This is a genomic window from Aeromonas popoffii, assembly GCF_037818705.1.
Classification (GTDB): Bacteria; Pseudomonadota; Gammaproteobacteria; order Enterobacterales; family Aeromonadaceae; genus Aeromonas; species Aeromonas popoffii.
Genome location: NZ_CP149129.1, coordinates 3,752,047 through 3,773,829, shown reverse-complemented (window position 1 = coordinate 3,773,829; position 21,783 = coordinate 3,752,047). Strand labels below are relative to the sequence as shown.

Genomic DNA, 21,783 nt, shown 5'->3' with positions numbered 1-21,783 from the left:
GATCTGTCTGATCGGTGACGGGACGTCACTGACGCATCAAGATTAAACCAAAGGGCTGGTCACAGGGGCATTATCATGGTCAATCGGGAGTCCGTGATTGATGAATATAGGTTTTTCAATGGAAGTTGAAAATTTTTACTTCTCATTGTGTCAATTTTTCTTTCCATAGTTTAGGCTGTGGCTCCTTTTTGGCGTTCAGGCCATCCTACTCATGTCATCCGTTTTCGCGCTGTCAGGCCGATTTTTCCGCTCGCAGGAGAGGTGACCTTGTACGTGCAGTTTGTCTGAATGTTCATTGCAAGGGTCGCCGACAGGCGGCCTTTTTTGTGGTTGCCCGTTTGATGTTTACCCATGGAGTATCGATTTGATGTTGCGTTCCCCGGAGGTTGTATGAGCCAGGTTCAGTGGTCTTCCCGTCTTGGTCATGTGTTGGCAGCGGCCGGCACGGCGATCGGTCTTGGCGCCATCTGGAAGTTTCCCTATGTGACGGCCACCAATGGCGGTGGCGCCTTCCTGCTGGTGTTCCTGTTGTTCAGCTTCACCCTGGGGGTGGCCGTGCTGGTGGGGGAAACCCTGCTCGGCAGCCGTAGCCAGCGCGGGGTGCTCGGCGCCTTCAACAAGCTGGTTGGACCGAACTGGCGCTGGATGGGCTACATGGGGATATTGTGCGGCTTCTTCATCTACAGCTTCTACAGTGTGGTCGGCGGCTGGACCGTGGGTTACGCGGCGCTGGCTGTGATGGGCAAGCTCAACCTGAGTGAGGGCGATGCCCTCACCGCCCTGTTCAACGGTTACGTCAGCGATCCCTGGTGGCCTGTGCTGACCCATCTGGTGTTCGCCGGGCTCACCTGGTGGTTCGTTCAGGGTGGCATTCAGAAGGGGATAGAGCGTGCGCTGCGCTGGATGATGCCGACCCTCTTCATCATGATGTTGCTGCTGGTGGGGGTGGGGCTCTCCATGCCCGGCTCCATGGTCGGGGTACGCCAACTGCTGCTGCCTGATTTTTCCATGCTGACCGGCCAGAGTGTACTGGATGCGCTGGGGCTGGCTTTCTTCTCTCTTTCCATCGGTCTTGGCGTGCACACCACTTATGGCGCCTACCTGCCCAACAGCCAAGGTGTGCTGCGCTCCGGGGTCTGGGTGGTGACGCTGGCAAGCCTCATCTCTGTGCTGGCGGGGTTGATGATCTTCCCGGCGCTGGCCTCGACCGGCATAGATCCTGCCGCAGGTCCCGGTCTCACCTTCATGACCATGCCCGCAGTGTTCAACCATCTGCCGTTTGGCCAGGGATTGGGGGTGGTGTTCTTCCTGTTGTTGCTGGTGGCGGCGCTCTCTTCCTCCATCTCCATGCTGGAGCATCTGGTGCGCTTCACCACCGAGGAGTGGGGCTGGTCCCGCCGTGGCGCCAGCCGGCTGCTGACTTTGCTCATCATGGCCTCCGGCATTCCAGTCAGCCTGTCGTTCGGCCCCTGGAGCGAGCTGACTCTGTTTGGCAAGACCCTCTTCGACTTGCTCGACTACCTCACCTCCAACCTGATGATGCCGCTGTTCGGCCTGGTGCTGACCCTGCTGCTGGGCTGGCGACTGGGGGACAGCATATTGCCCGCCGGCCTGTCGCCCGTATTGCGCTTCGGTCTGCTCTGGTGCTGGCGACTGGTGGCGCCGCTGTTGATCGCCGGGATCCTGGTACGGGGTCTGCTGTAAATCGTGCTCTGCCTGGGGGTCTGATAGCAAGGCCCAGCCTGTGCCGGGCTTAGTTGGGGGGAGTGGCGGGCAATTGGGGGTTCAGGTGTGACCTGATCTGCTTCAGCGTCTTCTGGTACAACTCTGCATGGTGTTCCATGAAGGAGGTGCTATGGGTCAGACGCCGCTCCAGCCGATCAACCAGCAGTGCCACCTTGGGGGCTGGCATGCCGGCGGGCCAGCACAGTTGCAGCAACTCGAGCAGTTGCCAGGCATCGCCGGGCAGCGCCGGAAACTCCTCCTGCAGGGTCAGGGCATACTGCACCGCGAGCTGATGCTGGTCGGCCACTATCGCTCTTTGCCGCTCCCGGCGCAGATAGGTCAGGCGCTGTTCACGGCGCTCAAGTTGCAGCATCTGGTCGGTGACCACCTGCTTGAACAGCTGTTGGATCAGGGGGGCCGGGGCCACCTTGGCCTCATATTGGCTGAGCTGTGTCAGGTAGCGCTGGGCGTGGTGGGGCAGGCCTGAGAATTGGCTGACGGCAAAACCGAGCAGCTGGTTGAGATGGTTGTCCCGTGCTGTCTCCGGCGGGTGTCTGGCCAGCAGCACCAGGGCTTCGTCGAAGCGGTAATCCAGGCTCAGCATCAGGGCCTTCAGCAAGGCATTCTCATGGGCGCGCAGGGCCACGGCATGACTGAGGTACTGATACTCCTGCTGCAGTGCGCTGATCCGGGCGGCCGTGGGGTAGTGCCAGATCACGGCCAGGCTGGCGTTCAGAATGAAATTCTCGATAGATATCCGGAGTTTGTGTTCAGAAAAGAAGCGCAAACTGATGGCGTTGGCCTGCTCAAGCGCCTTCCCCTCGTCTTTGAGTAGCAGGGCCAGCAGGATAGCGGCCTGGCGCCACTCGGGCTGCCTGGGTTGCTCGTGCAGCAGCTGGTTGAGCACCTCCCAGGCAGATTCCCACTTTGACTCGTGCAGCAGGCAGGCCAGCTTCAGCTCCAACTGTATGCTAGGCGGCAGCCGCTCCTGATAGCGGGCCAGATCCTTGTGCGCGCTCTCCAGCTTGTTCAATCCCAGCAGTGAGTGGATCAGTCCCTTGCGCGGCCACCAGGCGTCGTATTCCTTGGTGCACATGGCATAGTGCTGGGTGGCGTGGAAGTGATTCTGCTGCTGCAGCAACATGTAACCCTTGACCCTGTCCAGCAGCGGGCCCAGCCCTTTGTGCTGCTGTTGCTGATAGAGCAGGTCTTCACACAGGGTGCAGCCGATATGCCACTCTCTCAGCTTCATCGGGGCCGGTAGGGGACGGGTCAGCCGGGTCAGCAGCACGAAATCGCGCAGGCAGAGCGTCAACTGCTCTGTGGTGAAGGGCATGGGCAGGTGCAACGGGAAGTAGAGATCCGAGGGGGGATACTGGAGCAGATCATCATCCTCATCCAGCAACAGCAGCACGCAGCCCGGTTCGAGCAAGCCCAGATAGTGCGCCTCTTGCAGCAAGCGGATCCCTTCATGAGCCTGATGGTGATATTGGCGGCAGATGATGGCATCGAACGACTGCTGACGCAGCAGGGTGGGCAGGGTGGCGAGCTCCTTGCAGTGGATCAGTTGGGATGGCGTAATACCGTGCTCATTCAGCCCCTTGTAGAGGACTGAGCTGAGCATGGCATCGTCTTCGATCAACAGGATCTGCATCTTTGGCACTCCTTCGCGGGATCACAGTACGAAGAAGTATGGTACGCGGATGGATTCAAAAAGATCTAGTTTTTATCGCCCAGCCACGATCCTGGCTCAATCTCTCCTCCGGTCAAGATCGCGGAGGATTGATGAGAAAGACCACTGCGCCCCTATAGGCGGGCGTCTGTGCCAATTTCGTTTCCCAGGCGGGATCCCACTCTCCCCCCTGAGCCAGTCCCAGCTGGCCGACGGGCAGCTTGCTCGGCGCTATGCCCTGCCCCTGAAAACGCAGGGGCAGGGCCGGATCCAGAGGGCCTGTGCCCAGTGCGGGTGCATAGGCCACCACAGCGCCATAGTCCTTGGCGAGGTAGTCGCGGCTGGCCTGCTCCAGGCCTGGACCTTTGGCGGAGAAGGGGCCGTCGTTCTGGCGGATCAGGCGGGGCCCCACAGATCTGGGCGTATAGGGCCAAACAGTGGCTTATAGCAGGGGATTGGGGGGCGGGGAGCCCCGCAGCAGCTGTGCCAGCCGCTCCAGCCCCTCGGCGACGCGGGCATCCGTGGCCGGTTGACTCAGGCTCAGCCTTACCCCTTGCGGCGCGGCGAATTGGCCGGCGGCGAAGTGTTCCCCGCTCGCCACCCCGACGTCAAGGGCGTTGGCGGCCTCGGCGAACGCCTGGCTGCGCCAGGGCTCCGGCAGCGGCAGCCAGGCGTGCATGGATCCCGCCTGCCAGTGGGCTCCCGGCAGCAGGTGGCCCAGCAGCTCGCCGCGACGTGCCAGGATCTGCCGCTGCTGCTCGACCAATGGCATGATCTGGCGCTGGCTCACCAGCTTGCAGGCCAGCTCGATCAAGAGTGGGCTCACCATCCAGCTCGACAGTCGCATCGCCTGGGCGAAGGCGTTGCGCAGGGCGGGCGGCGCCAGCACGAAGCCGACCCGCAAGCCGCCGCAGGCGATCTTGGCCAGGCTGCCCAGATAGATGATCCGCTCCGGCGCCAGGTTGATCAGGGGCGCCACCGGGATCTGGGGCAGCAGGCCGTTGACGTCATCCTCGATGATCAGCAGATCGTGGCGGCGGGCGATGGCGACGACGGCTTCGCGCCGCGCCTGGCTCATGATGGCGGTGGTGGGATTTTGCAATGTGGGGGTGAGGTAGAGCAGCTTGGCTCGCCGCGTGCGACAGGCGGCCTCCAGCGCCGCGGGGATCAACCCCTCCTCGTCCATCGCCAGTCCCACTACCTGATTCTGCAACTGGCGGGCATTGCCCAACATGCCGGGATAGCTGAGCCCCTCGCATAAAATGGTCTCCCCCACGCAGCCGGTGGCCAGCAGGGAGAGCATGATGCCGTGCTGGGCGCCGTGGCTGAACAGCAGGCGCTCCTCGCTGCCGTGTACCCCCTGCTCGGCCAGCCAGTCGATGAACAGCTGACGCTGGCCGGGCTGGCCCGCCTCCTTGTCGTAGCCGAGCAGGGCATTGAGATCCCCGTTGGCCAGCTCCCCCAGCATGGGACGTATGATGGCGGCCCTGTCCAGCTGCACCGGCAGGTTCTGCCACAACTCGATGCGGTGCCCCTCCTCCTTGCGGATCACCCACTCGTTGGCCGGATCCATGCCCGCTTCCTTGACCCAGGTGCCGTGTCCCACCTTGGCGGCCAGCAGGCCGCGTCGCTCCGCCTCGCCATAGGCGCGGGTGACGGTGCCGACCGTGACGCCCAGCCGATCCGCCAGGGCCCTGTGGGTAGGCAAACGGGTCTGTGGTGACAGGGTGCCATTCTGAATGGCCTGCTCTATGGCTTTCACCAGTTTGAGATAGAGGGGGCCATCGAAGGAGGTCAGGTCCGGGGTCCAGATTGTCATGGTGACAATAAATCCATTGATCCAAATTTGTTCGCAATATAGCGTGAATAAACACTCAATAACAATCAAGAATGGCACATTGTATCGATACAATGTGTGCAGTTCAGGAGTCATGATGACGATCGAATGGTATGCCACCCTGTTTGGCTTTGCCGTGCTCACCTGCGGTACGCCGGGCCCCAACAACCTCATGCTGACCGCCTCCGGTGCCAACTTCGGGGTGCGTCGCACCCTGCCACACCTGATCGGTGTGGCGGTGGGCCAACCTGTGCTGCAACTGGTGCTGGCGCTGGGGCTCTATCCTCTGTTCGAGCGTTGGCCCCTGCTGCGGCTGGGGCTGCAGATCTTCGGCAGCCTCTATCTGCTGCTGCTGGCGTGGCGCATCGCCGTGGCTGGCACACCGGGTGATCCGGCCCGACGCGCCCGTCCGCTGACCCTGCTGGAAGGGCTGGGTTTTCAGTTTCTCAATCCCAAGGCCTGGATGATGGGGATCTCCGCCATCAGTCTGTTCAGCCTGACCGGGGCCAGCTACTGGCCGAGCCAGCTCGCCGTGATGACCATGTTTGTGCTGGTGGCCCTGCCGGTCTGCTTTGTCTGGGTATTGTTTGGCCATCAGCTGAGCAACTGGATCAGCACGGATCGGGGCTGGCGCCGCCTCAACGGTTCCCTCGGTGTGCTGACTGCGCTCTGCGTCGTCATGCTCTGGTATTGAGCCGCGCCGCGCTGGCGGGCAAGAAAGAGCCATTTCTGACTTGTCGCCACGGGGCTGGCTCTGCATATTAGAAGGCTTGCCGCCGAGCCGGCGTTTGTATCATCAAGAGGTTGAGATGGATCTGAACTGGGTGTTTCCCCTGGCGGGCTTTGCCCTCATCACCTGCGCCACGCCGGGCCCCAACAACATGTTGCTCACCAGTGCCGGGGCGGCGCAGGGCTTTCGCCGCACCATTCCCCTGCTGGTAGGGGTCGTCGGGGGGATCAACCTGATGATCCTGGCCACGGCGCTGGGGCTGGGCGTCATGTTTGAAAAGGTGCCGCTGCTGCACGACGGCCTCAAGCTCATCGGCTCGGCCTACCTGCTCTGGCTGGCCTGGAAGGTGGCGACCGCCAGCGGCCCGGCGCAGAGCAACCGGCCGCTCATCCCGGCCCATCAGGGCGCCATGCTGCAACTGCTCAATCCCAAGGCCTGGATGATGGCGCTTTCCGCCATCAGCGGCTTCACCCTGGCGGGAGAGGCCTACTGGCCCTCCGCGGTCTGGGTGCTCGGCATCTTTTTCGTGACTGGCCTCTATACCGGTGCCTTCTGGGTGCTGTTCGGTGCCCAGGTGCGCCGCATCATCCGCACCGCCCGTGGCTGGCGTCGTTTCAATCTGGGCATGGGGCTCGCCACGGCGGCCTGCGTGCTGATGATCTGGATTTAGTTCGGGCCAGACTGTGAGCCCGGGCCTTTACCGGCTGTCTTGTTGGCCCTGCGGGGCCTTTTTTATTCCATGGGCGGTGCGACGTGACGCGCTCCGCCTTCTGCTCGGTTTGTACAAGGAGATCACATGAAATGCATCGGTCTGTTGGGTGGCATGAGCTGGGAGTCCACCGTCAGCTACTATCAGGCGCTCAACCGGGGCGTGCGCGCTCGGCTCGGCGGCCTGCACTCGGCGCGGGTGTTGATCAATAGCGTCGATTTTGCCGAGATAGAGCGTCTGCAACACGCTGGCGACTGGCCCGCCACTGCCCGCCTGCTGGCGGCGGCCGCGCGGGATCTGCAAGCCGGCGGTGCCGATTTTCTGCTGATCGGCACCAACACAATGCACAAGGTGGCGCCCGAGATTGAGGCTGCCATCGATATTCCGCTGCTCCATATCGCCGATGCCACCGCCCGTCGCCTGCAAGCGGGCGGGATACAAAGGGTCGGGCTGCTCGGCACCCTCTTCACCATGGAGCAGGATTTCTACAAGGGGCGGTTGCAGGATCAGTTCGGGCTGACGGTGCTGGTGCCCGGCGAGGCGCAGCGGGAGCGGGTGCACCGCATCATCTATGACGAGCTCTGTCTGGGGGAGATCCGTGCATCGTCGCGGGTCGAGTACCTAGCCATCATCGCCGAGCTGGCCGAGGCGGGTGCCCAGGCGGTGATCCTCGGTTGCACCGAGATTGCCCTGCTGGTGGGGGATGCCGAGGCCGCAGTGCCGCTCTATGACACCACGGCCATCCACGCCGAGGCGGCGGTCAGCCTAGCGCTGGCCTGAGGGGCACGATGCCCTGCTGGCAAGCGGACAAGTTGGCGTTTGTCCGTCATCCTGCCCGATAAGGCTTGACCTTGCCATAGGGGGGCTGCTTAGGCTTAAGGTCAGCTTCTGCCAACGAGGATTGACTCATGCAGCGTCGCGATTTTCTCAAACTCTCCACCGCGCTCGGCGCCGCCAGCGCCTTGCCCTGGTGGGGCCGGGCCTTCGCCGCCGAGCGGCCCGCCCTGCCCATTCCCGCCGTGCTCGAACCGGATGAAAGCGGGGTGATCCAGCTGATCGCCCAGCCTGGTCAGATGCACTGGCGGCGTCAGCCGACCCACAGCTGGGGCTATAACGGCAACCTGCTCGGCCCCACGCTGCGAGCCCGGCAGGGGCAGGCGGTACGGATCTGCGTCAGCAACCGGCTGGCCGAGACCAGCACGGTACACTGGCACGGGCTGGAGGTGCCGGGCACCGCAGATGGCGGCCCCCAGGCCAGTATTCCCCCCGGCAAGCAGTGGCGAGCGGCATTTCGCATCGAGCAACCCGCCGCCACCTGCTGGTATCACCCCCATACCCACGGCCAGACCGGTCATCAGGTGGCCATGGGGCTGGCGGGGCTCTTCATTCTCGACGATGAGGAGAGCCTGCGACTGCCGCTGCCGCAGCGTTGGGGGCTGGACGACATACCGCTGGTGTTGCAGGACAAGCGGCTGGACGGCCAGGATCAGCTGGATTACCAGCTGGACGTGTTGAGTGCAGCGGTCGGCTGGTTTGGTGATCTGATGCTGACCAATGGCGTTGAGTATCCGAGCCATGCCGCTCCCCGTGGCTGGCTGAGGTTGCGGCTGCTCAACGGCTGCAATGCCCGCTCCCTCACGCTGGCGGCCAGCGATGGGCGAGCACTCTATGTGATCGGCAGCGATGGCGGTCTGCTGGCGGAGCCTGTGGTGCTAAGCGAGCTGGCGTTGCTGCCGGGGGAGCGGTTCGAGGTGATGGTGGATACCCGCAACGGCAAGCTGTTCGATCTGATCTCCCTGCCGGTGCGCCAGATGGGGATGACGCTGGCGCCGTTCGATGCCGCCTTGCCCGTGCTGCGGATCCAGCCCTCTCTCATCGAGGGCAAGGGGCGGCTGCCGGACACTCTGGCCCGCCTGTCGGCGCTGCCCGAGTGGCAGGGGCTGCCGAGTCGTACTCTGACGCTGTCGATGGATCCCGAGCTGGACCGGCAGGGGATGCAGGCGCTGATGAGCCGCTATGGTCACGCTGCCATGGCGGGCATGAGCATGGATCATGGCAGTGCCGAGGCGGGCATGGCGATGGGGGCGATGAAGGGAGCGCAAGGCGACGCCGGTGGTATGGCGGGGATGGACCATGGTGACATGGTCATGCCAGCGGGGGAGATGCAGCACGGCACCATGGCTGGGATGCAAGGCACCATGGCCGGGATGCAGGGTGGCAAGGGCAGTGCCAAGCCGCTGGATCTGCACAGCGGCAACCGGATCAACGGTCAGCCCTTTGCCATGAATGACCCGCAGTTTGCGGTCAAGCTGGGCCAGACCGAGCGCTGGATCATCTCGGGGGAGGGGGACATGATGCTGCACCCCTTCCATATTCATGGCACTCGTTTCCGGATCCTGAGCGAGAATGGTCAGCCGGTGGCGCCACACCGTGCCGGCTGGAAGGACATTGTGAATGTCGAGGGTGGACGCAGTGAGGTGCTGGTGCGTTTCGATCACCCGGCGCCCAGGGAGCGCGCCTACATGGCGCACTGCCACCTGCTGGAGCACGAGGACACAGGTATGATGGTCTCGTTCACAGTGGAAGCCTGAAAAAATGGCCCGAACGGGGCCATTTGTTCATTTCACTGGTCAGATCTCACTATCTGCGCACATCACATACCCCTTGGCATAAAAGCGTGTAAAATTGCGCCCTGAATTTCCCGGCCAACTCGGTTGGCCGCGGCTCCTTACACGCAAGGCTGACATTGTGACTGAAGTAGATAGATTCGCGGACATTCGCCCCTACCGCGATGAAGAAGTGCCGGCAGCCATAGAACGGCTGATCCAGGATGATGAATTTATCGGCGCCATCGCCAAGTATCGTTTCGGCTCCCTGATGAGCTGGCTTGGCTGGGCCATTCGCCCGCTGATCCGCCAATTCCTGCGCTACAAGTGGTACAAGGTGACCACCATCCATCAGGTGCAGATGGGGGTGACCCATTACATGTCCCGCATGATAGCCACCTCCACCAAGGGCGTGACCTTCTCCGGCCTCGAACACCTCAAGAAAGAGCAGGGCTATCTGTTAGTCTCCAACCACAGGGACATCGCCATGGATCCGGCGTTCGTCAACTGGGGGCTGCACACCCATGGGTTTGATACGGTGCGCATCGCCATCGGTGACAACCTGCTGCGCAAACCCTGTGCCACCGAGTTGATGAAGCTCAACAAGAGCTTCATCGTCAAGCGCTCCGCCAAGGGGCCGCGGGAGATGATGAAAATGCTCGGCGAGCTGTCCGCCTATATCGGCCAGTCGGTGCACGAGGGTCACTCCATCTGGATCGCCCAGAAGGAAGGGCGCGCCAAGAATGGCGATGACAAGACGGATCCGGCCATCCTCAAGATGTTCTATGTGGACGGCAAGAAGCAGAAAATCGACTTCGTCGACTACATGCGCAGCCTCAACATAGTGCCGGTCAGCATCAGCTACGAGGTGGATCCCACCGACAAGGCCAAGGCGCGCGAGTTGTACGAGAAGTCAGTCAACGGCAGCTACGAGAAGGGCGAGTTCGAGGACATCGAAAGCATAGTCGCCGGCATCGTCGGCCAGAAGGGGCGGGTACACGTCTCCTTCGGCGCCCCCATCACCGAGGGCTTCAGCGATCCGGACGAACTGGCGGCGCTGATCGACAAGGCGATCTGGGGCAACTATCGCCTCTTCCCGGGCAACTACCTGGCTGCAGATGTGTCCGGCAAGGCCAATACCATAGAGCAGGCGGCCTTCCTGACCCGTCAGTCAGAGGTACCTGAAGAGCACAAGAGCATCTGGCGCGCCATGTACGCCAAGCCGGTGGAAAACGCCCGCAAGGTTTGAATGACACCGGTTGTGCGAAAAAAACGGGAGCAGATGCTCCCGTTTTTGCGTCTGGTCAAAGTCGACGGCGATGGAGTAGTGAATAATATTGTTTCAGCTGGTACGATCACTGGGCGAATACGCTTGCGCCTCTTGGCAAGCTGCGGATGAGTGTGTAACAGTGCCCTCATCACGCTCGGCACGAGCACATGCTCGACTCTTGTCTGCACGGATTGCAGACGGTGTGACACAAGGACCTGAACAGGGTCCTTTTTCATTTTGCGGCAAAGATGTTGCCGGAATACACCTAAGGATCCGCTCGCCATGATTACCGGCAGTCTGAATACCCTGCAGCGCACGCCGCTGCCCGCCCCGCTGGATCGCATCATGGTCGAGGTGGTAAAGAGCGTGGAACAGTGGCTGAATGCGCCGCTCGGCAAGACAGAGATCGACGGCCTCACGCTGTTCTGTCTGGTGAGTGAAGAGCTGACCGAGTCGGCAGCGGATCGCCGTGGCGAGTTCCATCAGCAGTATCTGGATATCCAGCTGCTGCTGCGCGGTGAAGAGTGGATAGGTGTCGGGCCTCATGCCTATGTCAATGCAGGCGCCGATCATCCCCATCCCGATCTCTGGTTCGTCGACGATGAACAGACCAGTTATCTGGCGTTGCAGCCCGGCGACTTCGCCATCTTCTGGCCGGGAGAGCTGCATCGCCCCCTCTGCACCCCCAACCAGCCGGCTCAGGTGAAGAAGCTGGTGGTCAAGGTGCACAGGGATCTGCTGGCTGGCCTGTAACCGCCGGCGCAGCGTGGCGAAGATGAGTGCACGGCATTATCAGAACCTGCACTTAACGTATTGAAAAATTGGGCGCACTTTCCTGCGACCATAAGCCCCCGGCAGGGGAATCCCATCCACTTCTGGATGACACGACACTGTTGGCACAAAGCCGAAGCACAGGAAGATGTAGAACATGAGCAAGTTGGTATTGATCCTTAACTGCGGTAGCTCTTCCCTGAAATTTGCCGTAATGGACGCCGAAACAGGTGAGGACATGCTGTCCGGCCTGGCCGAATGCTTCAATCTGGATGATGCACGTATCAAATGGAAACTCCACGGGGTCAAGGGCGAAGCCATGCTGGGAGCGGGCGCCGCACACCAGGCTGCCCTCGACCACATAGTGGGTCATATCCTGCCCCAGGATCCCTCTCTGGCCGAGCAGCTGGTGGCCATCGGCCATCGCATCGTGCACGGTGGCGAGCAGTTCTCCCGCTCCGTTCGCATCGATGATGGCGTGATCGCCGGCATCGAAGCCGCCATTCCGTTCGCTCCCCTGCACAATCCGGCGCACCTCATCGGCATCCGTGCTGCGCTCAAGGTCTTCCCGGCCCTGGTCGAGAAGAACGTGGCCGTGTTCGATACTGCCTTCCACCAGACCCTGCCGCAGGAAGCCTATCTCTACGCACTGCCCTACAAGCTCTATACAGAGAATGGCATCCGTCGTTACGGCGCCCATGGCACCTCCCACCGCTTCATCGCACAAGAGGCCGCCAAGGCGCTGGACAAGCCGTTGGCCGAGCTCAACATCATCAACTGCCACCTGGGCAACGGTGCCTCCGTCTGCGCCATCAAGAATGGCGAGTCCGTCGACACCTCCATGGGCCTGACCCCGCTGGAAGGGCTGGCAATGGGCACCCGTTGTGGCGACATAGACCCCGCGATCGTCTTCTTCATGCACGACCAGCTCGGTTACAGCGTGGACGAGATCAACCACACCCTCACCCGTGAGTCCGGTCTGCTGGGCCTGACAGAAGTGAGCAGTGACTGCCGCTATGTCACCACCCACTATGCGAGCGACGCCGGCGCCAAGCGTGCGCTGGATGTCTTCACCTACCGGGTGGCCAAGTATGTTGGCGCCTATGCCGCCGCCATGGAGGGTCGTCTGGACGCCCTGGTGTTCACCGGTGGTATCGGTGAAAACGCCGCCATGGTGCGCGAGATGGTGCTGGATCGTCTGGCCCTGTTCGGCTTCAAGGTCGATAAAGAAGCGAACAATGCCGCCGTGCTTGGTGGCGAGGGTCCCATCACGGCCGAAGGCAGCCGCCTGGCGCTGGTGATGCCCACCAACGAAGAGCTGGTGATCGCACGCGATGCCCTGAGCCTGGTCGGCTAACACCACCTGCGCGCTCAATCAACGCCCGGCTCATGCCGGGCGTTGTCGTTTCCGGCCTCTGGTTGAGCAGCTTGTCATTTGACATGGGATAGTAGATACGTACCCTGACGACTGTTGCACGCATTGGAGGTAGGGATGAAGGAGATATTTTTTCACTGGCTGACCGACATGGGGATCGAAGTCAGCGGTCTGATGGCACTGGTGATCGCTCTGGGCTTTATCGTCCTTACTGCGCTGCTACTGCACATGCTGTTGCACCGGGTGCTGCTGGTACGGCTGGTCGGCATCCTCGGCAAGACCCAGCAGGTGTGGCTGCCGCCTCAGCTGCAGCAGCGCCTGTTTTACCGGCTCGCCCTGGTGTTTCAGGGGGTCGTGCTGCTTGGCCAGGCCGAGATCTGGCTGCCGCGCAACTCCGAGAGCCTGCACTGGATCGAGATGCTGGCCCAGTTATGGATCCTCTTGTTCCTGCTGCTGGCGCTGTTTGCCCTGCTCGACTGCATGCTGTTGGTGAGCCGCTATACCCCCCGCCTCGGGCGGGAGCTGCCCCTGCGCGGTATCTTCCAGGGGGTCAAGCTGGTCGGCAGCATCATGGTCGGCATCCTGATGATCTCCATGTTGCTCGGCAAGTCACCGCTGTTCCTGTTCAGCGGCCTGGGGGCCATGACAGCCGTGCTGATGTTGGTGTTCAAGGATCCCATCCTCGGCCTGGTCGCGGGGATCCAGCTCTCCGCCAACCGCATGCTGACCGTTGGCGACTGGCTGCAGATGGACAAGTACGGTGCCGACGGCGAGGTGACCGATATCGGCCTCACCACCGTCAAGGTGTCGAACTGGGACAAGACCATCACCACTATTCCTACCTATGCGCTCATCTCCGACTCCTTCAAGAACTGGCAGGGGATGACAGAATCCGGTGGCCGTCGCATCAAGCGCAGCGTCAATATCGACATGACCAGCGTGCGTTTCCTGACCGTGGATGAGCAGATGCAGCTCAAGCAGGCCCAGCTGCTGGCGCCCTATCTCAGCCGCAAGGAGCAGGAGCTGAGCACCTATAACCAGCAGCTGAGCGATGCCTTGAGCTGCCCCATCAACGGGCGTCACCTCACCAACCTGGGTACGCTGCGCGCCTATCTGGATGCCTACTTGCGGGCCCATACCTGTATTCGTAAGGACATGACGCTGATAGTGCGCCAGCTGGCACCGACCCCTGACGGTCTGCCGCTGGAGATCTATTGCTTTACCGCGACCACCGCCTGGGCCGATTACGAAGGGATCCAGTCCGATGTTTTCGACCATATCTTCGCCATCATTGATCAATTTCATCTGCGGTTGCACCAATCTCCCACAGGTTACGATATGCGCACCTGGCAGAGGGGACAAACGGAGTGAGGAAACGGGTCGAGGTGGCAGGGGAAACGCCATATTAATCATCGACCCGTATCCAGTTGCCAGTTGAAATTTGGTGTGCAGAGGAGAAAAATGGCGGCCTTCTCTTCGCGCCCCTGATCCCTCTTGAATCAGCTGTCAGCCCTGAGACGTCAATCAAGTCATCATCATGGGAAAGTTATGAAGCTCCTTCGCAATCGTGCGGCTGCTCTGTGCTGCAGCCTTGTTCTGGCCGCCGCGCCAGTGCTTGCTGTTGAATATGCCCTGCCTGCGGCCAACAGCCGTCTGGTGGGTGAAAATCTGGAATACGTGGTGCTGGCAGAGGAAAATGGCCAGCCGCTGGAAGCCGTTGCCGCCAAATTCCAGCTGGGTCTGACCAACATGCTTGAGGCCAACCCCAAGGTGGATCCCCTGCTGCTGCAGACCGGTGAGACGCTGATAGTACCGCATCAGCTGATCCTGCCGGATGCCCCGCGCGAGGGCATAGTGCTGAACGTGGCCGAGATGCGCCTCTACTACTACCCGAAAGGCAAGAAGGTGGTGGAAGTGCTGCCCATCGGCATCGGCCAGCTCGGCACCGACACCCCGGAAAACTGGGTGACCAGCGTGCAGCGCAAGAAGGCGGGCCCGACCTGGACCCCGACGGCCAAGATGCACGCCGAGTATGCCGCCCGTGGCGAGAGCCTGCCGGCAGTCTGGCCCGCCGGTCCGGACAACCCCATGGGGCTGTTTGCGCTCTACATCGGCAAGATGTACGCCATTCACGGCACCAATGCCCAGTTCGGCATCGGCCTGCGGGTGAGCCACGGTTGCGTGCGTCTGCGTAACGAAGACATCGAATACCTGTTCAGGAAGATACCGGTTGGCGCGCGGGTGCAGTTCGTCAACCAGCCCATCAAGGCCACCGTCGAGCCGGATGGTCGCCGTTATCTGGAAGTGCATCAGCCGCTCTCCCGCAGCCAGGAGGAGTTCAACTCCAGCCTGCCTGCTCCGCTGCCCATGAACCAGGTCGCGACCCGCTTTATCGCCCATGCCGACAGCGACTCCCGGCTGGTCAAGCAGGCGCTGGAGCAGCGCAGCGGCATGCCGATTGCCATCAATCGCTGATCCTGTCGTTCATCGTCTCAAGCCCCGATCGTTGGTCGGGGCTTTTTTTACCGCCATGCCGGTAGGAGCATGGGGCAGGGCGACCCGATAAGCGTTTGCTGCATCAGGATAAAATCTGGCTGACAGCTCCTTGAGTGGTTCGTTAGTTAAAGATGAAACGTTTATATTGTGTTTTTTATTTGTTAAAAGTGATTGAGGTCATGGGATCTGCTGATTAAGCTAGGGCGGTTTTTTAAGGAAGAGCCCGTCGTCAGAACGGGTACACACGTTACCTAATGGAGTTTTGAATGACAGCCAGCACCCCAATGCTTATCACCTTTTTGGTGTATATCCTCGGGATGGTCCTGATAGGGTTTATCGCCTATCGCGCCACCCGCAACTTTGACGACTATATTCTCGGCGGCCGCCGTATGGGGAGCTGGGTCACCGCCCTCTCTGCCGGGGCCTCCGACATGAGCGGATGGCTCCTGATGGGCCTGCCTGGCGCCGTCTTCATCGGCGGCATCTCCGAGAGCTGGATCGCCATCGGCCTCACCCTGGGGGCCTATCTCAACTGGCGCTGGGTCGCCGGACGGCTGCGGGTTCACACCGAGAAGAACCGCAACGCCCTGACCCTGCCGGACTACTTCACTTACCGCTTCGAGGACAAGAGCCGGGTGCTGCGCATCCTCTCCGCCCTGGTGATCCTGCTGTTCTTCACCATCTACTGCGCCTCCGGCGTGGTGGCCGGTGCCCGCCTGTTCGAGAGCACCTTCGGCATGAACTATGAGACGGCCCTCTGGGTCGGTGCCGCGGCGACCATCACCTACACCTTCTTCGGCGGCTTCCTCGCGGTGAGCTGGACCGATACGGTGCAGGCCACCCTGATGATCTTCGCCCTGATCCTGACGCCGGTATTCGTCATTATCGCCGTCGGCGGCATCGACACCGCCATGGTGCAGGTGGCGGCGCAGAACGCCAGCAACCTCGACATGTTCAAGAACCTGGACTTCATCGCCATCATCTCGCTGATGGCCTGGGGTCTGGGCTACTTCGGCCAGCCCCACATACTGGCGCGCTTCATGGCGGCGGACTCTCACCACTCCATGGCCAATGCCCGTCGTATCAGCATGACCTGGATGGTGCTTTGCCTTGGCGGCGCCGTGGCCATCGGCTTCTTTGGCCTCTCCTACTTTGCCACCTTCACCGAGCACGCAGCCGGTGTCACCGGCAACCCGGAGCGGGTCTTTATCGAGCTCTCCAAGATCCTGTTCAACCCCTGGATTGCCGGCGTGCTGCTCTCCGCCATTCTGGCGGCCGTGATGAGCACCCTCAGCTGTCAGCTGCTGGTCTGCTCCAGCGCCATCACCGAAGATCTCTACAAGCCGTTCCTGCGCAAGAATGCCTCCCAGAAAGAGCTGGTGTGGGTCGGCCGCCTGATGGTGCTGGCCATCGCCGTGGTCGCCATCGGTGTTGCCATGAACCCGGAGAACCGGGTGCTGGGGCTGGTGAGCTACGCCTGGGCCGGCTTCGGTGCCGCCTTCGGTCCCGTGGTGCTGCTCTCCGTGCTCTGGTCGCGCATGACCCGCAATGGCGCCCTGGCGGGCATGTTGGTCGGTGCCCTGACCGTCATCATCTGGAAGCAGTTTGGCTGGCTGGGGCTGTATGAAATCATCCCGGGCTTCTTCTTCTCCGGGTTGGCGATCCTGGTGTTCAGCCTGCTGGACAAGGCCCCCTCCCAGGCCATGGTGGATCGCTTCGACGAGGCCGAGCGCGAGTTTCAGACTCCGCTACCCGCCAGCATGAGCGAGCCGGTCGCCGTCAACTGAGTTGGCTACTGCCGATAACAAGCAGCCCCGCGATGCGGGGCTTTTTCATGGCAGCCTGGCTGGTTCGGCCTGCACCCAGCGCGGCTGGCGTGCAGATAATCCCGGCTGGGCGGGCAGGATCCCGGCTTACCGCTGCGTAGTGAGCCAGTGTTGCAGATGCTGCACAAACAGCGTGGGCTGCTCGATAGGGTAGAGGTGGCCTGCGTGTGGCACCAGCAGGCGTGTGCAGGCGGGAATGGCGTTGCCAAGCGCCTCGCAGACCAGCGCATACAGTGCTCTGGTATCTGCGCCCTGCACGATGCAGGTGGGCACGCTGAGCGCGGCAAGGCGCTCTGGCGACCAATCCGGCCGCTCGCGCTGGCTCAGTTGCTTGGGCAGGCTGGCGGCCTCTGCCAGTTGCGCCTGCTGCCACTTGAGCGGCTGCGCTGCAAAATAGCCTGCATGACCGCCCGAGCCATCGATCAGGGTCGCCACGGCCTCTTGCAGCAACCCTTCCCCAACCTGACCAAACACGGGGCCAAACATGGCTCCGGCATCGGCCATAAAGGCAGCCATGGCATGCTCATCCAGCGTTCCCGGGCAACCCGGCTCCACCAGATAGAGGCTTTGGAATCGATCCGGTGCCATCAAGGCGGCGGTCAGGGCCACATCCGCGCCATAAGACCAGCCGACCAGATGGACAGGGCCACACGCCAGCTGTGCCAAGAGCGCCAGCAGATCGTTGGCGTGGGTCTCAAGACCGAAAGGACCCTCTTTGCCCGCCTCGCCAAAGTGACGCAGGGTCGGGGTATAGACGGTGTAGTGGGGTGAGAGTTGCTCGATATGTTCGAGCCAGAGGGTATGGTTGGCCAGCGCGCCGTGGATCAGCAGCAGCGGCTCACCGGAACCGGCTCGCAGGCAGGGCAGCGGGCTGCCATTGATAAGAAAAGTGTGAGTCTGTGACTGCATATCAACGCCTCCCCGGCGTGTCATAGGATCGGGGGAGTATATTACAACCGCCTTACTGCGGGGGAGAGGCTACCGTTGCACTCTGATTGGCATGGGTCTACACGATATAAGTGCCATTTTGGGGAAATTCATAAATAAAACTTATAGTGAGCCGAATATGTGGGTGACTACCTTTAAGCTGCCAATACGGGCTCCCCAAGAGGAGCCCGACCCTGACTGTGGCGAGTCACTCTCTTTTGTAGGCCTGATTAGCGACGTGTAATCAGGCGATCGCGGTGGAATGAGCGTTTGCGGGCTGGTGATAACCAGTGCTGTACATACAGTTGGTTGAACATTTAAGACACATCACTGACAAAATATTGCACCACTTCTGTCAAATCATGTTTCAGATACTCTTGCGTGTGAGGTTGCTCAAAGTGAAATTTGAAATCATCTTCACTGTCAAATCTTTCCCACAGCAAGAAGCGGCGCTCATCATCGACACATTGGTGAAGTGTAAAAATCGAGCAACCGGGTTCCTTTAATGTCTCTTCGCAAAGTTTTTTCAGGTACTGACACGCTTTACCTATGTTTGCAGGTTCTTTGACCTTCAGCTCAGCTGTAATGTAATAACCGGAATTAAACATAAATGACTCCTTTCTAGTGGAGTCTGTACGCTAAGCCCTAGAGTTCACTCTAGGTCAAGAATTTTTTTCTCATAGGCGTCTACCTTATAGATCACAATATCCAACTCACCATGTAGTCTAGCTATCTCTTGTTCAAGATTAATTTTATGAGTTAAAAGCAACGATTTCCTTTCAGCCAAGGTTTTGGAGCCAGCTTGGCGTAGCTTGGCAAATAATTTAATTTCCGCTAGCGGCATTCCTGTAGACTTTAAGCGTTTAATCCAGGTCAACCATTCAATATCTGTTTTATCAAAGATGCGTTGTCCGGATTCATTTCTGCGGATATCAAGCAACAATCCCTCTTTCTCATAATATCGCAGCGCATGAATAGATATATTTGTTTTATTCGCTACTTCAGAAATTTTCACGATACCTCCATGAAACTTTTAACGCAGTGTTAAAGGGGGGAAGAACGAAATACCAATACCTCTGCAAATCATCTCTAACACAAATAACGGTAGATAGAAAAGTGGGACCGGTTACGCATCATTCTTGAATGTTTTGTTATTCAGTAACTTTACATCTATTTTATCCGAAAAATCTGAGAAGCCGTTCAAGTCAAAAGGGACGTAAATCTTCTTGCGACTGTTAGTACGAATGACCATGCAATCCACTATGAGTAATTTTCCCATACTCACACCGATCATCTCGGTATATGGTATGGATACTTTCCAGAAAAAGCGGTTTCTACCTACAACGTCTTCACTTTTCAATTCGACTGAAAGCAATCTGGACGCTTGAGCCATCACGAACAATACAACGAAGGCTGCTAGCAGTATTTTAAGATATTGGTAAAAGAGCCAGACACCCAGCTCCATATTTAGTTGAGTGTTGTATGTGCTGAGCGCAACGCCCCCTGCAAACATCAATGTAATAAATATAAAGAACCGCTTGCTCATGGAGAGCAATGGGCATTGCCAGTTCAAAGAATACTTCATGACTTTTTCCTACTAGATTGAGGTATGCTGCCCAGATACCAAGCTGACAAGGTGCTATCACCAATACATATAAAATAGTCGTCACTATGGAATATTAGAACTGAAACGTGACGTATTGAGAGTCTGTCTTGAGCCATTGGTTATATGCGAGCTAATAATTGGCTCTTGCTCCAGTTACTTTTTATGCATTACTTTAACTGTATCCCACGAAGTTCCATTCTCAATTTCCGACATGCGACCTTCGTATTTCTGACATGACTGATAGAGGACACACTCCTTACCAGACTAGTCTGCTATCGAGAGGGGGGGGCAGTTTTTTTTCTAATGGAGCATGTACATAATCTTCTAAGTCATAAACTATCTGAATAAAAAGGTCAGCTAACCCACAACCATAGTCGTTATAAGTATCTTGGAGATTATCGCAGTTTTCCAAAGCCCCAAGGAGCTGTTCTAAGCCATCAGTGAAATCAGAAAAATTGTCTTTGCATTTTTGTATTAAATTTTTAATTTCACCTTTATTTGGCTCGTAGCCAAGCTCATGAGCAAATTTGTTACGCATTTTATTGATGTCTTGAAGACAGCTAGACGCCCCGTTTGGTATTAGGCCAAGTGAGTTAATTAGGTTAATCTTTCTGCTATGGCTTAAGGATGAAAAGTGCATTTTAAGCTTTGGATCATAGGATGCTATTATTTCTTCGAGAAGATGCTCTATGACAAGATGTCCAATTAGAAAGCCGGACAACAAATCTGAATTATCAATTTTCTGAAACAGAAATTCTTCATACTTACTATCATATAGAGACATAACTACCTCGTGTACTTTTATATATCTAGAGTAAGTTTAGAGTCTGGCCTTATAACTCCGTGCTCTGCGGAAAATTTGGAGCACAGCAGAAATTTCTCCACTCCTTATCTCCTTGGTTGTCCCAGTGTTGAGTTGAGATAATCAATAATGAGCAAGCCAAGTGTGTTTTGAAATTCTTCTCGGTCGAATCCTGTGGGATCTTGTGCTATCGCGCCGAGTTCTGATTTAAGAGATTCAGGGAATGGTGTTAAAAATGAGTAATGCCCGGCATTGGCAATTGTGATGCTGGTTAGTTTACCTTGATCTACAATGTTCTTCTCGATTAGCTTGCAATTATATGGCTCTGTCAATTCTTCATCTTTTTCAGCCCTCAGCAATAAGATTGGAATGTCGATCTCAGTGAGAGAGTCTTTAGCCGTAAACAGGGCACCTACTGGAGCCATTAATATCAGGGCTTTAATTCGATTGTCTTTGGTGTTGTTTATAATTTCTTGCGTTATAGTGCCCTCACGTACCGGGCCACAATATGGGTCTGATAACGATGGTTTACTGCGGCATAATGAGATTAAATCGCCTGTGTTTGCAATGCCGCCTGCGGCTGCGAGCGCAGTATAGCCGCCAACAGAGTGGCCCAGCACTGCGACTTTATTTGAGTCAATATGACTATTTAAACCTGGGGTGCCAAGGAGCATATCCAGTGCAGAGGTAATGTGCTTGGGTCTATTTATATAATTGGCAAGAGATCCTTCTAGTGAGTTATCAATATAGTTGTTTTTAGGGTGCAGTGGTATTGCAACCATAAAGCCATTTGCTGCCAATGAAACGGCTATATCTTTATATGATAAATTGCTGCTACCCGAACCATGGGACACCATGACTAATGGGAACTTGCCTGCTGATATGTTCCCACCTATGGCGACATTCATTTTAAATGGCCCCATTTCAACCAGTTTTGGCTTGCTGCTGGTTGGATAAAACAAAACCATCGGAAAACTATTATTTGTCTCTGATGAGGACACTTCCACTTTACGAAATCCCACTTCATGTGCATGGGATAACGTGGACATAAAAATCAGCAAAGAAAGTACCAATCGAAATGTTATGCTCATTTATTTTTCCTAAAATACGTTCATCTAGCTTCAGATATAAATTCAAATATAAAGCTGATATTTCCTGTAGCAATGCGGAGGGAAAACAAGGGCTGGCACTACGGCTATGCGTCTCGAAACTGGCATTGATCCCTGCGAGCGACAAGGCCATCATCCTGAAAGGCAGGATATAGGCTACTGCCCTATTCACTTTACGGCTGCGGGTTTGTTGAAGCCCAATGGTTATCAATAAAGCCAACAAGCCATAGACCAAAAAAGGTGTGCAAATAAATACTTGAGTGATCTTTTTATAAATCACACCATAGATATGTAATGTGAAAAATAATAGCATGTATTAACG

General features: G+C 58.1%; 21 protein-coding genes. 11 read left to right on the top strand and 10 right to left on the bottom strand.

Going from position 1 to position 21,783, the window contains the following annotated elements:
* The first annotated feature begins 390 nt into the window (after positions 1–390).
* Positions 391–1,704: a sodium-dependent transporter gene (locus WJM78_RS17250; RefSeq protein WP_287146358.1), complete on the top strand. Its 1,314-nt coding sequence runs from the start codon at positions 391–393 to the stop codon at positions 1,702–1,704.
* 49 nt (positions 1,705–1,753) lie between these two features.
* Here WJM78_RS17250 and WJM78_RS17245 read toward each other — a convergent pair whose 3' ends face one another.
* The 3 genes from WJM78_RS17245 to WJM78_RS17235 all read right to left on the bottom strand — a co-directional run bounded on the left by WJM78_RS17245 (position 1,754) and on the right by WJM78_RS17235 (position 5,216).
* Entirely contained in the window at positions 1,754–3,379 is a 1,626-nt protein-coding gene (locus WJM78_RS17245) for a hypothetical protein (protein ID WP_339010799.1), read from the bottom strand.
* 112 nt (positions 3,380–3,491) lie between these two features.
* A complete protein-coding gene (locus WJM78_RS17240) occupies positions 3,492–3,809 on the bottom strand; it encodes a hypothetical protein (RefSeq protein WP_339010798.1) in 318 nt (105 codons plus the stop codon).
* Between the two features lie 30 nt (positions 3,810–3,839).
* Positions 3,840–5,216, bottom strand: a complete 1,377-nt coding sequence (locus tag WJM78_RS17235) for a PLP-dependent aminotransferase family protein (protein WP_339010797.1) — start codon at positions 5,214–5,216, stop codon at positions 3,840–3,842.
* A 115-nt stretch (positions 5,217–5,331) separates the two neighbouring features.
* On the opposite strand from WJM78_RS17235, the gene WJM78_RS17230 reads away from it, so the two are divergent.
* From WJM78_RS17230 to putP, 10 genes are all read left to right on the top strand, one after another.
* Positions 5,332–5,928 (top strand): LysE family translocator, encoded by a 597-nt coding sequence (locus tag WJM78_RS17230; RefSeq protein WP_042038533.1) that lies wholly within the window; start codon positions 5,332–5,334, stop codon positions 5,926–5,928.
* 115 nt (positions 5,929–6,043) lie between these two features.
* Positions 6,044–6,634: a LysE family translocator gene (locus tag WJM78_RS17225; protein ID WP_042038532.1), complete on the top strand. Its 591-nt coding sequence runs from the start codon at positions 6,044–6,046 to the stop codon at positions 6,632–6,634.
* Between the two features lie 126 nt (positions 6,635–6,760).
* On the top strand, positions 6,761–7,453 hold the full coding sequence (locus WJM78_RS17220) for an aspartate/glutamate racemase family protein (RefSeq protein WP_042038531.1): 693 nt from the start codon (positions 6,761–6,763) through the stop codon (positions 7,451–7,453).
* Between the two features lie 128 nt (positions 7,454–7,581).
* Positions 7,582–9,264: a multicopper oxidase CueO gene (gene cueO / locus WJM78_RS17215; protein WP_339010796.1), complete on the top strand. Its 1,683-nt coding sequence runs from the start codon at positions 7,582–7,584 to the stop codon at positions 9,262–9,264.
* A gap of 157 nt (positions 9,265–9,421) precedes the next feature.
* A complete protein-coding gene (locus WJM78_RS17210; RefSeq protein ID WP_042038528.1) occupies positions 9,422–10,528 on the top strand; it encodes a 1-acyl-sn-glycerol-3-phosphate acyltransferase in 1,107 nt (368 codons plus the stop codon).
* A gap of 303 nt (positions 10,529–10,831) precedes the next feature.
* Positions 10,832–11,302: a YhcH/YjgK/YiaL family protein gene (locus WJM78_RS17205; protein ID WP_108537196.1), complete on the top strand. Its 471-nt coding sequence runs from the start codon at positions 10,832–10,834 to the stop codon at positions 11,300–11,302.
* Between the two features lie 175 nt (positions 11,303–11,477).
* Positions 11,478–12,677 carry an acetate kinase gene (locus WJM78_RS17200; RefSeq protein WP_212512797.1) on the top strand — a complete coding sequence of 400 codons (1,200 nt, stop codon included), beginning with the start codon at positions 11,478–11,480 and terminating at the stop codon, positions 12,675–12,677.
* A 135-nt stretch (positions 12,678–12,812) separates the two neighbouring features.
* Positions 12,813–14,066, top strand: a complete 1,254-nt coding sequence (locus WJM78_RS17195) for a mechanosensitive ion channel family protein (RefSeq protein ID WP_339010795.1) — start codon at positions 12,813–12,815, stop codon at positions 14,064–14,066.
* Between the two features lie 177 nt (positions 14,067–14,243).
* Positions 14,244–15,170, top strand: coding sequence for a L,D-transpeptidase family protein (locus WJM78_RS17190; protein WP_339010794.1), 927 nt, complete (start codon positions 14,244–14,246; stop codon positions 15,168–15,170).
* Between the two features lie 287 nt (positions 15,171–15,457).
* Positions 15,458–16,978: a sodium/proline symporter PutP gene (gene putP / locus WJM78_RS17185; RefSeq protein WP_339010792.1), complete on the top strand. Its 1,521-nt coding sequence runs from the start codon at positions 15,458–15,460 to the stop codon at positions 16,976–16,978.
* A gap of 126 nt (positions 16,979–17,104) precedes the next feature.
* On the opposite strand, the gene WJM78_RS17180 is transcribed toward putP, so the two are convergent.
* The 7 genes from WJM78_RS17180 to WJM78_RS17150 all read right to left on the bottom strand — a co-directional run bounded on the left by WJM78_RS17180 (position 17,105) and on the right by WJM78_RS17150 (position 21,774).
* Positions 17,105–17,926, bottom strand: a complete 822-nt coding sequence (locus tag WJM78_RS17180; RefSeq protein ID WP_339010790.1) for an alpha/beta hydrolase — start codon at positions 17,924–17,926, stop codon at positions 17,105–17,107.
* Between the two features lie 335 nt (positions 17,927–18,261).
* The gene (locus tag WJM78_RS17175) at positions 18,262–18,552 is read right to left on the bottom strand and encodes a putative quinol monooxygenase (RefSeq protein WP_339010788.1); all 291 of its coding nucleotides are present in this window, start codon (positions 18,550–18,552) and stop codon (positions 18,262–18,264) included.
* Positions 18,553–18,596: 44 nt separating this feature from the next.
* Complete coding sequence (locus tag WJM78_RS17170) at positions 18,597–18,959, bottom strand: MerR family transcriptional regulator (protein WP_339010787.1); 363 nt, start codon at positions 18,957–18,959, stop codon at positions 18,597–18,599.
* A 111-nt stretch (positions 18,960–19,070) separates the two neighbouring features.
* Positions 19,071–19,529, bottom strand: coding sequence for a hypothetical protein (locus tag WJM78_RS17165; protein WP_339010785.1), 459 nt, complete (start codon positions 19,527–19,529; stop codon positions 19,071–19,073).
* 277 nt (positions 19,530–19,806) lie between these two features.
* The gene (locus tag WJM78_RS17160) at positions 19,807–20,334 is read right to left on the bottom strand and encodes a hypothetical protein (protein ID WP_339010783.1); all 528 of its coding nucleotides are present in this window, start codon (positions 20,332–20,334) and stop codon (positions 19,807–19,809) included.
* Positions 20,335–20,438: 104 nt separating this feature from the next.
* Entirely contained in the window at positions 20,439–21,443 is a 1,005-nt protein-coding gene (locus tag WJM78_RS17155) for an alpha/beta hydrolase family protein (RefSeq protein WP_339010782.1), read from the bottom strand.
* Positions 21,376–21,774: a hypothetical protein gene (locus WJM78_RS17150; RefSeq protein ID WP_339010781.1), complete on the bottom strand. Its 399-nt coding sequence runs from the start codon at positions 21,772–21,774 to the stop codon at positions 21,376–21,378. Before WJM78_RS17150 ends, WJM78_RS17155 begins: the two co-directional genes overlap by 68 nt.
* Positions 21,775–21,783: the final 9 nt, after the last annotated feature.